The following is a 14,664-nucleotide window of genomic DNA, read 5'->3' on the forward strand; positions in this document are numbered from 1 at the left end:
GGCGGGCGATGTCTTTGTCCCAGTCGATGTTGACACTGGCAGCGGCCGGCAGCTCGGGGTCGAGCCCGAGGTTCTGGCGGCCAGGGCCGCCGCCGCCCATGGTCAGGGCGCCGAGTTTGATTTGGCGGGTGGTCAGGGGGAGCCCTCTGAAATGATGGGGGCTGTCCGGGCCTCTGCGCGGGCAAGCCCGCGAAGAGGCCGGCACAGTCAAACTCAATGGTCGTTGGCCAGCGCCGCTGCAAACGAGGTATCGAACAGACTCGCTGCCGGGTAGGCCTTGATCAGCCCAAGCCCGGCAAAAAAGTCCACCGTCTTCTGCGCATCGACAATCACCTGGGGGTTGAGTGGCGCCACGTCGGTGCGCGCGCGGGCGAACCAGGCCCGGGCAATGTCACGGTCGGCGCGGGTGCGCTTGGCCCAGGCGTCGGCATAGGCCTCGGTGTTGGCTGGATTGCTCAATGTCCAATCACGGGCCTTCTTCAAACGCTGCAGAAAATCAGTGATCTGCGCACGCTTGGCGTCGACGGCCTTGGCGTTGGCCACCACAAAGCTCTGGGCCGGAATCAAGCCTTCGGCTGTGGCCAGCACCCTGGCGCCTTGGCGCTCCTGTTGGGTGACATAAGGCTCCCAGGTCGCGATCACGTCCACCGAACCGCCATCCAGGGCGTGCGAGGCATCCAGCGCGCTGAGGTAGCGCAGCTCCAAGGCATCGCGGGGCACGCCGGCCTTGTCCAGGGCGCTGAACAGCAGTTGCTGGCTCCACGAGCCTTTCCACAGGGCCGCGCGTTTGCCGCGCAGGTCTTCAAGGCTGTGAATGTTCGAATCCTTGCGCGCCAGGATGGCGACCCCGTCGAGGTTCTGCCGGCTCACCGCAATCACCTTGATCGGTGCCCCCAAGGCACCGAGGAACAGCGGCGGCGCATCGCCCAGCAGGCCAATGTCGAGGCTGCCGACATTCAAGGCTTCAGCCACCGGGGAGCCTGCGGTGAACTGCTTCCATTCCAGGGTATAGGGCACGTCATCGAGCACGCCGGCGGCTTCCATCACCGCACGGGCATTGAAGCTTTGGTCGCCGACCACCAGGGTCTGCGCGGCGGCGGCCAGGCTCAGTGAGGTGGCCAGCACACCGGCGGCCAGTTGCTTGAGGTATCGCACGTTCGTCTCCAGGGCCAATAAAGGCGCAACTAGGTAGTCGATCCGCCCGTGCGGTCTCGCTTTGATAAATGACAGTGGTATGCGCTTTGAATCTAACCAGCGCCTTGCTTATAAGTTATCGATGTATAAAGCCTGTGGGAAATTCGTTCTAGGCATAACCTAATGCCTTCGACGGTGGCCTATTTCAAAACAGATAGGCGAGCCTGTAAATGCATATTTTGCATATTAGCTTATGATTAATTTTACTTTGGTGAATATTCAGCGAGTTTGCTAGGGTTAACCGAAACCGTCAGCCGAGCCTGAACCATGAGCCAATCCCTGCGCCTGGAGCGCCTGCGACACTTCATCGGTGCGCTTTCGGAGCTGCTCGACCGAGCCCCCGACGAAGCCACCCTCCTCGACCAAGGCCAAGGCCTGCTGCGCAGCCTGGTCGCCCATGACGACTGGTTACCCGAAGCCCTCGCCCAACCGGACCCAAGCCGCTACCAGCAATACCTGCTGCATTGCGACTCGCGCCAACGCTTCTCTGTCGTCAGCTTCGTCTGGGGGCCAGGGCAGCAGACGCCGATTCACGATCACCGGGTCTGGGGGCTGATCGGCATGCTGCGCGGCGCTGAATATTCGCAAGGTTTCGCCCGCAGCGAGCACGGTGCGTTGCTGCCGGCCGGTGCGCCGGTGCGGATCGACCCTGGCCATGTCGAAGCGGTTTCGCCGCGTATCGGCGACATTCACCAGGTCAGCAACGCCTTCGACGACCAGGTGTCGATCAGCATCCACGTCTACGGCGCCAATATCGGCGCGGTCAGCCGGGCGGTGTACCTGGCCGACGGCACTGAAAAACCCTTCATCTCCGGCTACTCCAATACCCTCCTGCCCAACATCTGGGACCTGTCCAAAGAGAATCCAGCCCCATGAGTACTGTCGCCACCCGTTCCTTCCATGACATTCGCCGGGCCTTGCTGGCCCATGAAGAGCTGGCGTTGATCGATGTTCGCGAGGAAGACCCGTTCGCCCAGGAACACCCGCTGTTTGCCGCCAACATCCCGCTGTCGAAGCTGGAGCTGGACGTCTTCGCCCGGGTACCGCGGCGTGACACCGCCATCACCCTGTATGACGACGGTGAAGGGCTGGCTACGCTGGCTGCCGCGCGCCTGTCGGCGTTGGGCTACAGCGATGTGGCACTGCTCGAGGGTGGCCTGGCTGGCTGGCGCGCGGCTGGCGGCGAGTTGTTCCGTGACGTCAACGTGCCAAGCAAGGCCTTTGGCGAACTGGTCGAAAGCGAGCGGCACACGCCGTCGCTGGCGGCCGAGCAGGTGCAGGCATTGCTCGATGCCAAGGCCGATGTGGTGGTGCTCGACGCCCGTCGTTTCGACGAGTACCAGACCATGAGCATCCCCGGCGGCATCAGTGTGCCGGGGGCCGAACTGGTATTGCGCGTGGCCGAGCTCGCGCCGAACCCCGCCACCCAGGTAATCGTCAACTGCGCGGGGCGTACCCGCAGCATCATCGGCACCCAATCACTGGTCAACGCCGGCATCCCCAACCCGGTGGCGGCACTGCGCAATGGCACCATCGGCTGGACGCTTGCCGGCCAGCAACTGGCTCACGGCCAGCAACGCAGCTTTGCCCCCGTTAGCGACACCACCCGCGCCAGCGCCGCCGACCGTGCCCGCGCCGTGGCCGACCGTGCCGCAGTTGCGCGGCTGACTCGCGAAGGCCTGGCGGCCTGGCAGGCAGAGCCCCACCGCACCACCTACCTGTTCGATGTGCGTACCCCTGAAGAGTTTGCCCAGGGCCACCTGCCGGCCAGCCGCTCGGTCCCCGGCGGGCAACTGGTGCAAGAGACCGACCATGTCGCCAGCGTGCGCGGCGCGCGTATCGTGCTGGTGGATGACGACGGTGTGCGGGCCAACATGAGTGCCTCGTGGCTGGCCCAGATGGGTTGGCAGGTCGCCGTGCTGGACGGCCTGTCGACAGCGGATTTCAGCGAGCCCGGCGATTGGCAGGCGCCATTGCCGGAACAGCCCCAGGTGAACGAGATCGACGTCGACCAGTTGCACACCTGGCTGCAAGCGCCAGGCACGGTGCTGCTGGACTTCACCACCAGCGCCAACTACGTCAAACGCCACATCCCGGGTGCCCATTGGGCGATCCGAGCGCAGTTGCCGCAGGTGCTGGAGCAACTGCCGGTTGCCGAACGCTACGTGCTCACCTGCGGCAGCAGCTTGCTGGCGCGCTTCGCGGCGGTCGACTTGCAGGCCCTGACACACACACCGGTGTATGTGCTGGAGGGCGGCACTGCGCGCTGGATTGCTGCGGGCTTACCGCTGGAAAGTGGCGAAACGCACCTGGCAGTGGCGCGCAGCGACCGCTACCGCCGGCCCTATGAAGGCACCGACAACCCGCGTGAAGCCATGCAAGGGTATCTGGACTGGGAGTTCGGCCTGATCGCCCAACTGGAACGCGACGGTACGCATGGGTTTCATGTTGTCCGTTAACGTGCGCCCCGGTCATCAGTGACGCAGTAGGTAGGCACCCGCTGGAACATGCTTTTGCAGCTTCTTGCATTTGCCCGGCGGGGGTTGGTGCCCAGGTGGGCGATCGGGGTACCAGATTCGGCATTTGCCTGGCGGCGGTCTGTGGCCCCGCGGTACCTCGAAGGCAGTTTCGTCCATGGGGTATTCAGGCATGCCCACGCGCTGCTGACCGGCAACGCCCTGGAGTTGCTGGGCAGCAGCCAGGGAGACTGATCGCGTGGGCTCCGGGCTGGCCTCTGCGGGTATTACTTGAACGGCCGACGCCTTTACAGCACCCGGCGGCGTACCCGAAATCCGGGCTTGGTTCGCCGCCTCGATCAATTGCAGATTGCGATTGCGCAAGGCCACGTTGCGTCCAACCCGCAGGTTGGAGCGCGCCGCCAACACTTCAGCCTGTTCGTATTGCCCCTGCTGCAGGCGCAGCACACCCAGGTAGTGCAGCGTGGCGGGGTTGTTCGGCTGGATTTGCAGCGCCCGCTCCAGCGTGGCGGCAGCCTGGTCCAGTTTGCCTTCTGCGTATTGTCTGGAGGCTGTTTCGATCAGCAGGGTCGAGGCCGTGTTACTGCTTGCAGGCGCCGTGCGCTCGCCGGCGGTGATGGAATCGCACGCGGTGATGCTGAACAACAGGGTTAAGGCCGACAGCATACGCTTGCTTGGCATGAGGAACGCACTCGACGGGTCCAGGTGGGCCTGGTTCGAAAGAAGACGCTATCGACCTGAACATGCCATCGAAGTTCCCATCAACCGCCAGGCCATTGCTTCACCGCCCACTAGCCGCTAGAGTCCGCCCTAGGGCGTTCGCTGCGCCTGCGGTCCGCGCGAAGGGGTGCCCAAGCCACGCTTCATCTCATTTTCATTCCAGCTCCCGGCTTGTCGGCGGACCGAGCCCCAAAGGAGTTGGCATGCCCGCCATCCATGCTTCCCGTCATCACGGCCTGCTCGATCTGGCCGACCTGCGCAAACGCGCCAAACGCTTGCTGAAAGCGCTAAACAACGGCGAGGCCGAGGACGCGCGCGCCCAACTGCGCCTACTCGGCCTGACTGGCCCGCATTACAGGCTCGCTGACACCCAGTGGCTGCTGGCCCGCGAAGCGGGTTTTGCCAGTTGGCCAAAGCTCAAGGCTCATGCTGACGCTGTCGCCTTTGCAGCGCGCCACCCAAACTTTACCGCCGATGGCGAGGCCACCATGCAGCACTGGCGCTGCGGCAATGACATCGCCCATAGCTTGCGCACAGTGGGCTTTAACGGCGCGTTTCACATGTTCGACGACCCGATGGTCATGGGGCCGGTGCCGGCACTGCCAGAAGATGAGTACTGGCCCGTGCGTGCCGCGTATACGCAACAGGCGTTCAACCTTGGCGCGCAGGACGTCGAGCAGCGCCAGGCTAGGCAGCGCGCAGCACTGGCACAGTTGAACGCTGATAGTGAAGTTGTGCTCTGGTGCGAAGGGGATGCTTACGATCAGCTATTTCTGATCCGAGTTCTGGCAAGCCTGCCCTGCCTGCCGCGGCGGCTCGAGCTGATCGAAATTACCGAGGTGCCCGGCGTCGAGCGTTTCATCGGCATCGGCCAACTCGCCCCCGACCTGCTTGCCTGGCTTTGGCCACAACGGCGGCCTTTGGGCCCAGACGCCATAGCGTTAGCGAAGCAGGCTTGGGCTGCCTATACCGCACCAGACCCACGCGCCTGGGCTGCCCTTGCGGTTCAGAAGCACCCGTCTTTACCCCAATTAAGCGCAGCACTTGCGCGCCAGTTGCAGGAGTTGCCAGGGGCAAAGGATGGCCTGAGCCTCACAGAGCGCTTGCTGTTACGCATCCTCGCGCAAAAGGGTGAGCTCCCGGCCGGCCGAGTGTTTGCACAGCTGATGATGCACGATGAACCATTGCCTTACCTGGGCGACCTGATGTTCCACGTGTTGCTGCAACCGCTGATCCATGCACCGCACCCGCTGTTGCTGGAAGGCTCAGGAGAGGGCTGGGCGCAACGGCCCTTGAGGCTGACTGCACTGGGCGAAAGCGTTCTCGACGGGCAGGCCAATTGGCTGGATCAGGCGCCTCCTCCGCGCTGGGTTGGCGGTGTACTTATCGACGCTGAGCAAGCGCCTTGGGTAGTCAGCGAGCGAGGCGAAGTCTGGCAACGCCATTAGGGAAATGCTGCTGGCGCTTGATCTCAAAGGGACTCAACCCTTAGCGCCAGCACGTACCCGCCGCATCACAATGCCCACCAGCACCACATTGACCAGTGCCAGCAGGCACAAGGTCACCAATACCCCCATTGAGCCAAAGTGCTCAAACAGATATCCACCCACCAGCGGCGTCAAGGCCTGGCCGATCAGCGAAGGCCGCGACATGCGCCCCATCAGCAGCACATACTGCGCGGGCGGCATCATTGCCAACGGCAACAGCCCGCGCACGATCGCCCGCAAGCCGTTACCGCAACCGAATACCAGCAGGCCCACGGCCGTGGCCGCCGGCACCAGCGTCACCAGCAGCAAGCCCACCAGCACCAGGCTTACCCAGGCCAGCGCCGTCCAGATTGGGTGGCGCTTGCCCGCCAGAATCTGCAGCACCCGCGAGGCCACCTGGCTGGGGCCGAGCATCGCCGCCAGGCCGATCGCCACCGGCAGCGAATGCCCAAGGCCCTGGAGCACGGCGACCAACTGCACGGCAATCGCCGTCATGATGATCGCGCCAATGGCGAACATGCCGGTCAACAGCAGGTAGAGCTGGCGATCTACCCCGACTGCAGCGCTGTTCTGCTGCGCCTTGCGCACCTCGACCTGCCCGCCTGGCGGCAATACACGCCAATACAAAGGGGCTACCACCAGTAGCAGCACAACCGCATAACACACGCAGGTCGTGCGCCAGCCCAAGTGCTCGATAGCCAAGGCCACGGTCGGCCACGACAGGGTCGAGGCAAAGCCGGCAATCAGGGTGATGCCAGTGATAGCCTTGCCAGCGCCCTCGCCATACAGGCCGCCCAGGGTCGAGAACAAGGCCTCGTACAGCCCCATGGCCATGCCCACACCGATCACCGCCCAAGCCAGCAGGAACACCAACAGGCTGTGGCTGGCAGCCATGATCAGCAGGCCCACTGCAACCACCGCACCACTGGCCGCCATTTGCGGGCGGCCGCCGTAGCGGGCGACCAGGCGGCTGGACAACGGGGCGCACAGCGCCGAGACCATCAGGCTCAGCGACAACGCGCCGTACACCCACTGGCTGGGCCAGCCAGTGTCACGGCTGATCGGGTCGGCCATCACGGCCATGAGGAAGAACGAACCGCCCCAGACCAGGATTTGCAGGATGCCCAGGCAGACGATGCCGAGGGGCCTGGGGAATTGGGGGGTGCTTTTCACTACGAGGCCTTGAGTCACATACGAGGGTGTCTGCACCGGCCCTTTCGCGGGGCAAGCCCGCTCCCACAGGAATCTCAGCGACGCTGAGAGCAGCATATGACCTGTGGGAGCGGGCTTGCCCCGCGAAAGGGCCAGCACAGGCACCCTACCATGCCCACCATCGATGAAATATCCCGACATATCATTCAGCGTGATAATAACCTTCGCCCCGTTCGATTCGTGCCTCACGCGCAAGACACTCACACTCCGCCCACTACTAATACATTGGCGGAGTTCTCCATGGAACAATCACTCAAACCCTTGCGCTTTCCACTCGCTGCCCTGGCAGTCGTAGTGCTCAGCGCTTGCGGTCGAACCCCCGACGCCGTGCAGGCGCCCGCCGCGCCCAAGGTCAGCGTGGCCAAGGTGATCGAGCAGCCGATCAACGAATGGGACGAGTTCACCGGCCGCCTCGAAGCCCCGGAAACCGTCGAAGTGCGGCCACGGGTCTCGGGCCAGATCGACCTGGTTGGTTTCACCGAGGGCGCGCAGGTCAAGAAAGGCGACCTGCTGTTCCAGATCGACCCACGCCCGTTCCAGGCAGAGGTCCGCCGCCTCGAAGCCCAACTGCAGCAAGCCAAGGCCACGGCCATCCGCAGCGCCAACGAAGCCCGCCGCGGCGAGCGCTTGCGTGACAGCAACGCGATCTCCGCCGAGCTTGCCGAGTCGCGCAGCAGCGCCGCCGCCGAAGCCCGCGCCGGGGTCGATGCCATCCAGGCCCAACTCGACCTGGCCCGCCTGAACCTGAGCTTCACCCGCGTGACCGCGCCCATCAGCGGCCGGGTCAGCCGTGCCCAGTTCACTGCCGGCAACATCGTCACCGCCGATGTCACCCCGCTTACCAGCGTGGTCTCCACCGACAAGGTCTACGCCTATTTCGACGCCGACGAGCGCGTGTACCTCAAGTACACCCAGCTGGCGCGTGAAGGCCAGCGCGGCCAGGCCACCCCGGTGTACCTCGGCCTGACCAACGAAACCGGCAACCCGCACCTGGGCCAGATGAACTTCGTCGACAACCAAGTCAACCCGCGCACCGGCACCATCCGTGGCCGCGCCGTGTTCGACAACCGCGACGGCCAGTTCACCCCCGGCCTGTATGCCCGCCTGAAGCTGGTCGGCAGCGCCCAGTACGACGCCGTGCTGATCAACGACGAAGCCGTCGGCACCGACCTTGGCAAGAAGTTCGTGCTGGTGATGGACAAGGACAACAAAGCCGCCTACCGCGCGGTAGAGCTGGGGCCGAAGCTAGAAGGCCTGCGCATCGTGCGCAGCGGCCTGGCCAAGGACGACCGCATCGTGGTCAGGGGCCTGCAGCGTGTGCGCCCAGGCTCCGCGGTAACCCCGGAAGACACCCCGATGGCCAGCGAGCAGACCCTCGCCGCCCTCGCCCAACAGCGCCAGGCCCTGGAGGCCAGCAACCCGGCGCCGAAGGTAGCGGGCGCCACTGTAAAAGTCGCCAGCGCCCAAGCGCCACGCGGTTAAGGGACCACACCGATGAACTTCTCGAAATTCTTCATCACCCGGCCGATCTTTGCGGCGGTACTGTCGCTGGTACTGCTGATCGCAGGGTCGATCTCGCTGTTCCAGTTGCCGATCAGCGAATACCCCGAGGTGGTTCCACCTACAGTGGTGGTGCGTGCCAACTTCCCGGGCGCCAACCCCAAGGTGATCGGTGAAACGGTCGCCGCGCCGCTGGAGCAGGCCATCACCGGCGTGGAGAACATGCTGTACATGTCTTCCCAGTCCACCGCCGATGGCAAGCTGACACTGACCATCACCTTCGCCCTGGGCACTGACCTGGACAACGCGCAGGTGCAGGTCCAGAACCGTGTCACCCGTACCCAGCCCAAGCTGCCGGAAGAAGTGACGCGCATTGGTATCACCGTCGACAAGGCCTCGCCCGACCTGACCATGGTCGTGCACCTGACGTCGCCGGATAACCGCTACGACATGCTCTACCTGTCCAACTACGCCATCCTCAACATCAAGGACGAGTTGGCGCGCCTGGGCGGTGTGGGTGATGTGCAGCTGTTCGGCATGGGCGACTACTCGTTGCGCGTGTGGCTCGACCCGAACAAGACCGCTTCGCGCAACCTGACTGCCAGCGACGTCGTTGCGGCCATCCGTGAGCAGAACCGCCAGGTTGCGGCCGGCCAGTTGGGCGCCCCGCCCGCCCCCGGCTCCACCAGCTTCCAGCTGTCGATCAACACCCAAGGCCGCTTGGTCAATGAGGAAGAGTTCGAGAACATCATCATCCGTGCCGGTGCCGATGGCGAAATCACCCGCCTGAAAGACATCGCCCGGGTCGAACTGGGCTCCAGCCAGTACGCCCTGCGCTCGCTGCTGAACAACCAGCCGGCGGTGGCGATCCCGATCTTCCAGCGCCCAGGCTCCAATGCCATCGACATCTCCGACGAAGTGCGGGCGAAAATGGCCGAGCTGAAGAAGGACTTCCCTGAGGGGATGGACTACAGCATCGTCTATGACCCGACCGTGTTCGTCCGTGGTTCGATCGAAGCGGTAGTGCACACGCTGTTCGAAGCGCTGATCCTGGTCGTGCTGGTCGTGATCCTGTTCCTGCAGACCTGGCGCGCCTCGATCATTCCGCTGCTGGCCGTGCCGGTGTCGCTGATCGGTACCTTTGCCGTGATGCACCTGTTCGGCTTCTCGCTCAATGCCTTGTCGCTGTTCGGGCTGGTATTGGCCATCGGTATCGTGGTGGACGACGCCATCGTCGTGGTGGAGAACGTCGAGCGCAATATCGGGCTTGGCCTGAAACCGCTGGAAGCCACGCAAAAGGCCATGAGCGAAGTGACCGGGCCGATCATCGCCACCGCATTGGTGCTGTGCGCCGTGTTCGTACCTGCGGCGTTCATTTCCGGGCTTACCGGACAGTTCTACAAGCAATTTGCCCTGACCATCGCCATCTCGACCGTGATCTCGGCATTCAACTCGCTGACCTTGTCGCCAGCCTTGGCGGCTGTGCTGCTCAAAGACCACCACGCGCCCAAGGACCGTTTCTCGCGGTTGCTGGAAAAGCTGCTGGGCAGCTGGCTGTTCGCGCCGTTCAACCGGTTCTTCGACCGTGCCAGCCACAGCTATGTAGGCGGCGTGCGCCGGGTCATCCGCTCCAGCGGCATCGCCCTGTTCGTCTACGCCGGCCTGATGGGCCTGACTTACCTGGGCTTCTCGTCCACCCCGACCGGTTTCGTACCGGCCCAGGACAAGCAGTACCTGGTCGCCTTCGCCCAGCTGCCGGACGCCGCCAGCCTCGACCGCACCGAGGCGGTGATCAAGCGCATGAGCGAAATCGCCCTGAAGCAACCGGGTGTTGCCGACTCGGTGGCCTTCCCAGGCCTGTCGATCAACGGTTTCACCAACAGCCCGAACAGCGGCATCGTGTTCACCCCGCTCAAGCCATTTGACGAGCGTAAAGACCCGAGCCAGTCGGCAGCCGCCATCGCCGCCGCGCTGAATGCCCAGTTCGCCGACATCCAAGACGCCTACATCGCGATCTTCCCGCCTCCGCCGGTTCAAGGCCTGGGCACCATCGGCGGCTTCCGCCTGCAGATCGAGGACCGCGGCAACCTGGGCTACGAAGCGCTGTACAAAGAAACCCAGAACATCATTGCCAAGAGCCACAACGTGCCGGAGCTGGCTGGCCTGTTCACCAGCTACCAGGTCAACGTGCCACAGGTCGATGCAGCCATCGACCGCGAAAAGGCCAAGACCCACGGCGTAGCGATCAATGACATCTTCGACACCCTGCAGGTCTACCTGGGCTCGCTGTACACCAACGACTTCAACCGCTTTGGCCGTACCTACCAGGTCAACGTTCAGGCAGAACAACAGTTCCGTCTCGACGCCGAGCAGATTGGCCAGTTGAAGGTGCGCAACAACCTGGGCGAGATGATCCCGCTGGCGACCTTCCTCAAGGTCAGCGACACCTCCGGGCCTGACCGCGTCATGCACTACAACGGCTTCATCACTGCCGAGATCAACGGCGCAGCGGCACCGGGCTACAGCTCTGGCCAGGCCGAGGCAGCCATTGAAAAACTGCTCAAAGAAGAGCTGCCCAACGGCATGACCTTCGAGTGGACCGACCTGACCTACCAGCAGATCCTCTCGGGCAACACCGCGCTGTTCGTCTTCCCGCTCTGCGTGCTGCTGGCCTTCCTGGTGCTGGCCGCCCAGTACGAAAGCTGGAGCCTGCCGCTGGCGGTGATCCTGATCGTGCCGATGACCCTGCTGTCGGCCATTACCGGGGTGATCATCTCGGGTGGCGACAACAACATCTTCACCCAGATCGGCTTGATCGTACTGGTGGGCCTGGCGTGCAAGAACGCGATCCTGATCGTCGAGTTCGCCAAGGATGAACAGGCCAAGGGCCTCGACCCGCTGGCTGCGGTACTGGAAGCCTGCCGCCTGCGCCTGCGGCCGATCCTGATGACCTCGATCGCCTTCATCATGGGCGTGGTACCGCTGGTGTTCTCCTCCGGTGCCGGCTCGGAAATGCGCCACGCCATGGGTGTCGCGGTGTTCTCGGGGATGATCGGCGTCACTGTATTCGGGCTGTTCCTGACGCCTGTGTTCTTCTTCCTGATCCGCCGTTTCGTCGAACGCCGCCAGGCCCGCAAAGCCGAACGCGTTCAATCGCTGGAGAGCCACGCATGAATATGCTCAAGCCCCTGACCCCGAGCCTGTTGGCCTTGGCCCTGGCGGCCTGTGCGGTGGGCCCGGATTACAAGACGCCGACCACCGAGCCTGCCCATTTCGACACTGAAATGCAGGCCAAGGCCTACGACCGCAGCCGCTTCGAAAGCATCTGGTGGAAGCAGTTCGACGACCCGGTGCTGAACCAACTGGTGCAGGCCTCGCTCGACGGCAACCGTGACCTTCGGGTGGCCTTTGCCCGGCTGAAGTCGGCCCGTGCGATCCGTGAGGACGCCTCGAACGACCAGTTGCCGGTGGTCACCAGCCGTGCCAGCAGCGAAATCGGCAAAGGCCAGGTCCCCGGCCAGACTGAGCAGCGGGTTAACAGCGAACGCTACGACCTGGGCCTGGACATGGCGTGGGAGCTTGACCTGTTCGGCCGTATCCAGCGCCAGATTGAGGCCAGCGAAGCCCAGGAAGCCGCTGCCGCAGCCGACTTGCAGCAGTTGCAGGTCAGCCTGATCGCCGAACTGGTCGACGCCTACGGCCAACTGCGTGGCGCGCAATTGCGCGAGAACATCGCCCTGGCCAACCTCAAGACCCAGCAAGAATCGCGCAGCATCACCGAAACCCTGCGCGATGCCGGGGTCGGCAACGAACTCGACGTGGTCCGGGCCGATGCGCGCCTGGCCGGCGTCGAGGCCACCGTGCCGCAGCTACAGGCCGAACAGGCGCGTGCCCGCCATCGCATCGCCACCCTGCTTGGTCAACGCCCGGATGCACTGAGCGTCGACCTGTCGCCCAAGGCCCTGCCGGCGATCGCCAAAGCGCTGCCGGTGGGCGACCCTGGCGAGTTGCTGCGGCGCCGCCCGGATATCCGCAGTGCCGAACGCCAGCTGGCGGCCGCCACGGCCAACGTCGGTGTCGCCACCGCTGACCTGTTCCCGCGGGTCAGCCTAAGTGGCTTCCTCGGCTTTACCGCCGCACGCGGCTCGCAGATCGGGTCTTCGGCAGCCAATGCCTGGGGCCTTGGCCCTAGCATCACCTGGGCGGCCTTCGACCTGGGCAGCGTACGGGCCCGCCTGCGCGGTGCCAAGGCAGACGCCGAAGGCGCCCTGGCCAACTATGAGCAGCAGGTGCTGCTGGCCCTGGAAGAGTCGGCCAATGCCTTCAGCGATTACGACAAGACGCAGCAGCGCCTGCTGTCGCTGATGCGCCAGAGTGACGCCAGCCGCAAGGCTGCGGAGCTGGCGTCGATCCGTTATCGCGAAGGCACGGTGGACTACCTGGTGTTGCTCGACGCTGAACGTGAACGCCTCAGCGCTGAAGATGCCCAGGCCCAGGGTGAGGTCGAGCTGTACCGCGGTATCGTCTCGATCTACAAAGCCTTAGGCGGTGGCTGGCAACCTGAAACGGTGGCCAGCACGCGCTGATAGGCGGTACATCTGCAGCGCCTACAAGATCGAGCGCCGCCCGCGCGGCGCATCGCGAGCAACGCTCGCTCCTACGTTTGTTTCAGGCCAATTATTCCTGGGACAAACGCACGCGACCGTCATGGTGCATGGCGCAATATTGCGTCAAACCCACAAGGCGGTCGCGCGCAAATGGCACAGGCCTCACTCGCCCGAAACAAACGTAGGAGCGAGCGTTGCTCGCGATGCGCCGCGCGGGCGGCGCTCGATCTCAAAGGCAACAAACGTCTCCCGCCTTACCCGCCCCCAAAATCCCCCCAGTTGCATTTGCCCCCTCGCTGCCCCAAGCTCTGCCCTTCCTGCCGCCACGGACCGTCCGATGCCCAGACGCAACCGCTACCTGATCGCCTTGCTGCTGCTGATTCTGGTGTCGGCCATGATCAGCTACCTGCCGCGAGACGACCAGCCGGCCCCGCCTACGCTGCCTGCGCACAGCTACGCCAAGGCCTTGCGCCAGGCCCATGAAGGCTTGCCGGGGGCAGCGCGGGTGCTGTACCAGCAGTTGCAACGTAACGACCTGGCCCCCATCCGCCGTGCGGCCCTGTATGCCGAGCTGCCCAACTACCCCTCACCACAGGCGCTGAAACTCGCGCGCCTGGACCTGGAGCATGCCGACCCGCTGGTACGCCGAGCCGCCATCGCCGGTATCCGCCGCCTGCTCCCCGCCGCGCAACGCAGCCTGGTGCTGGGCCCGTTGCTGGATGATGCGGATCAAAGTGTACGTTTCGCTGCCGTGGACGCCCTGCTGGGCCTCGACCCGGACGCCATAGGCCTGTACTTCGGCCCCTTGCAGGCCGCCCTTGAGCAGTATCAGCAGGCGCTGGAGCTGCAGCCCGAAGACGCCGACGCGCAGGTGCACTTGGCGCGCCTGTACCTGCACGAAAACGACTACACCCAGGCAGCTACGGCCTTGCAACGCGCCCTGCAGGTTGCACCAGGCAATCTGGACGCGCTGGCAACCCAAGTACGCCTGCTAGAGCGCCAGGGCCATCACGACGCCTCCCGCCAAGTGCTGGCCAAGGCTTTGCTGCTGAGCCCTGAGTCGGCCTTTCTGCAATATGAGCTCGGGCTCTGGCTCAATCGCCACGAACAGCGTGAGTACGCCCTGCTGGCCTTATCGCGTGCGGTGGAGTTGGACCCGGACAACGCCGACTACCGCTACTCGCTGGCAATGACCTTGCATGAGCTCGACCAGGTCGACGCTGCGCAAAAGCAGCTGGAAACCGTGCTCAATCGGCAACCGGCCAATCGCCGGGCCCGGCTGTTGCTGATCCAGTACTGGAAAGAGACCGGCCAACTGCAGAACGTCCAGGTGCTACTGGCCGAACTAGAGCGCCAGAACCCTGACGATCCGGTGCTGCAACAGGGCCTGTAGGCCCCTCCCCTAATTCGTTGAACCCTAAGCGGCAGCCCGTGGTCCAGTGAGTATCGAACCACCGGTGGCAGGCC

The 14,664-nt window shown here is 64.3% G+C and carries 10 protein-coding genes and 1 pseudogene; 7 read left to right on the forward strand and 4 right to left on the reverse strand.

Features of this window, described 5'->3' with window-relative positions; genetic code table 11:
• Both OO306_RS17190 and OO306_RS17195 read right to left on the reverse strand, forming a co-directional pair.
• Positions 1-136, reverse strand: a pseudogene (locus OO306_RS17190) (LLM class flavin-dependent oxidoreductase); the annotation flags it as partial.
• 77 nt (positions 137-213) lie between these two features.
• Positions 214-1,155: an ABC transporter substrate-binding protein gene (locus tag OO306_RS17195; protein ID WP_265969422.1), complete on the reverse strand. Its 942-nt coding sequence runs from the start codon at positions 1,153-1,155 to the stop codon at positions 214-216.
• 306 nt (positions 1,156-1,461) lie between these two features.
• Between OO306_RS17195 and OO306_RS17200 the strand changes: the two genes are divergently transcribed.
• Entirely contained in the window at positions 1,462-2,070 is a 609-nt protein-coding gene (locus OO306_RS17200; RefSeq protein WP_265969423.1) for a cysteine dioxygenase, read from the forward strand.
• Positions 2,067-3,653, forward strand: a complete 1,587-nt coding sequence (locus OO306_RS17205; protein ID WP_265969424.1) for a rhodanese-related sulfurtransferase — start codon at positions 2,067-2,069, stop codon at positions 3,651-3,653. Before OO306_RS17200 ends, OO306_RS17205 begins: the two co-directional genes overlap by 4 nt.
• A gap of 15 nt (positions 3,654-3,668) precedes the next feature.
• On the opposite strand, the gene OO306_RS17210 is transcribed toward OO306_RS17205, so the two are convergent.
• Positions 3,669-4,352 carry a type IV pilus biogenesis/stability protein PilW gene (locus OO306_RS17210; protein ID WP_265969425.1) on the reverse strand — a complete coding sequence of 228 codons (684 nt, stop codon included), beginning with the start codon at positions 4,350-4,352 and terminating at the stop codon, positions 3,669-3,671.
• Between the two features lie 242 nt (positions 4,353-4,594).
• Between OO306_RS17210 and OO306_RS17215 the strand changes: the two genes are divergently transcribed.
• Positions 4,595-5,839: a DUF1835 domain-containing protein gene (locus OO306_RS17215; protein WP_265969426.1), complete on the forward strand. Its 1,245-nt coding sequence runs from the start codon at positions 4,595-4,597 to the stop codon at positions 5,837-5,839.
• A 33-nt stretch (positions 5,840-5,872) separates the two neighbouring features.
• On the opposite strand, the gene OO306_RS17220 is transcribed toward OO306_RS17215, so the two are convergent.
• On the reverse strand, positions 5,873-7,000 hold the full coding sequence (locus tag OO306_RS17220; protein ID WP_265969448.1) for an MFS transporter: 1,128 nt from the start codon (positions 6,998-7,000) through the stop codon (positions 5,873-5,875).
• A gap of 330 nt (positions 7,001-7,330) precedes the next feature.
• Here OO306_RS17220 and mexE point away from each other — a divergent pair, with 330 nt between their 5' ends.
• The 4 genes from mexE (at position 7,331) to OO306_RS17240 (ending at position 14,590) form a co-directional block, all read left to right on the forward strand.
• Positions 7,331-8,572 carry a multidrug efflux RND transporter periplasmic adaptor subunit MexE gene (gene mexE, locus OO306_RS17225; RefSeq protein ID WP_099454285.1) on the forward strand — a complete coding sequence of 414 codons (1,242 nt, stop codon included), beginning with the start codon at positions 7,331-7,333 and terminating at the stop codon, positions 8,570-8,572.
• 12 nt (positions 8,573-8,584) lie between these two features.
• Positions 8,585-11,764, forward strand: coding sequence for an efflux RND transporter permease subunit (locus OO306_RS17230; protein WP_027593416.1), 3,180 nt, complete (start codon positions 8,585-8,587; stop codon positions 11,762-11,764).
• Positions 11,761-13,176 carry an efflux transporter outer membrane subunit gene (locus OO306_RS17235; protein ID WP_027593417.1) on the forward strand — a complete coding sequence of 472 codons (1,416 nt, stop codon included), beginning with the start codon at positions 11,761-11,763 and terminating at the stop codon, positions 13,174-13,176. Before OO306_RS17230 ends, OO306_RS17235 begins: the two co-directional genes overlap by 4 nt.
• A 358-nt stretch (positions 13,177-13,534) precedes the next feature.
• Positions 13,535-14,590, forward strand: a complete 1,056-nt coding sequence (locus OO306_RS17240; protein WP_265969427.1) for a tetratricopeptide repeat protein — start codon at positions 13,535-13,537, stop codon at positions 14,588-14,590.
• Positions 14,591-14,664: the final 74 nt, after the last annotated feature.

The organism is Pseudomonas sp. DCB_AW (genome assembly GCF_026240895.1).
In the GTDB taxonomy this organism is placed as follows: Bacteria; Pseudomonadota; Gammaproteobacteria; order Pseudomonadales; family Pseudomonadaceae; genus Aquipseudomonas; species Aquipseudomonas kermanshahensis.

Bases quoted from the DNA above. Each gene is read 5' to 3' on its own strand.
- OO306_RS17200 (WP_265969423.1), top strand. From the start codon at position 1,462: ATGAGCCAATCCCTGCGCCTGGAGCGCCTGCGACACTTCATCGGTGCG.
- OO306_RS17205 (WP_265969424.1), top strand. From the start codon at position 2,067: ATGAGTACTGTCGCCACCCGTTCCTTCCATGACATTCGCCGGGCCTTG.
- OO306_RS17215 (WP_265969426.1), top strand. From the start codon at position 4,595: ATGCCCGCCATCCATGCTTCCCGTCATCACGGCCTGCTCGATCTGGCC.
- OO306_RS17210 (WP_265969425.1), bottom strand. From the start codon at position 4,352: ATGCCAAGCAAGCGTATGCTGTCGGCCTTAACCCTGTTGTTCAGCATC.
- OO306_RS17230 (WP_027593416.1), top strand. From the start codon at position 8,585: ATGAACTTCTCGAAATTCTTCATCACCCGGCCGATCTTTGCGGCGGTA.
- mexE (WP_099454285.1), top strand. From the start codon at position 7,331: ATGGAACAATCACTCAAACCCTTGCGCTTTCCACTCGCTGCCCTGGCA.
- OO306_RS17240 (WP_265969427.1), top strand. From the start codon at position 13,535: ATGCCCAGACGCAACCGCTACCTGATCGCCTTGCTGCTGCTGATTCTG.
- OO306_RS17235 (WP_027593417.1), top strand. From the start codon at position 11,761: ATGAATATGCTCAAGCCCCTGACCCCGAGCCTGTTGGCCTTGGCCCTG.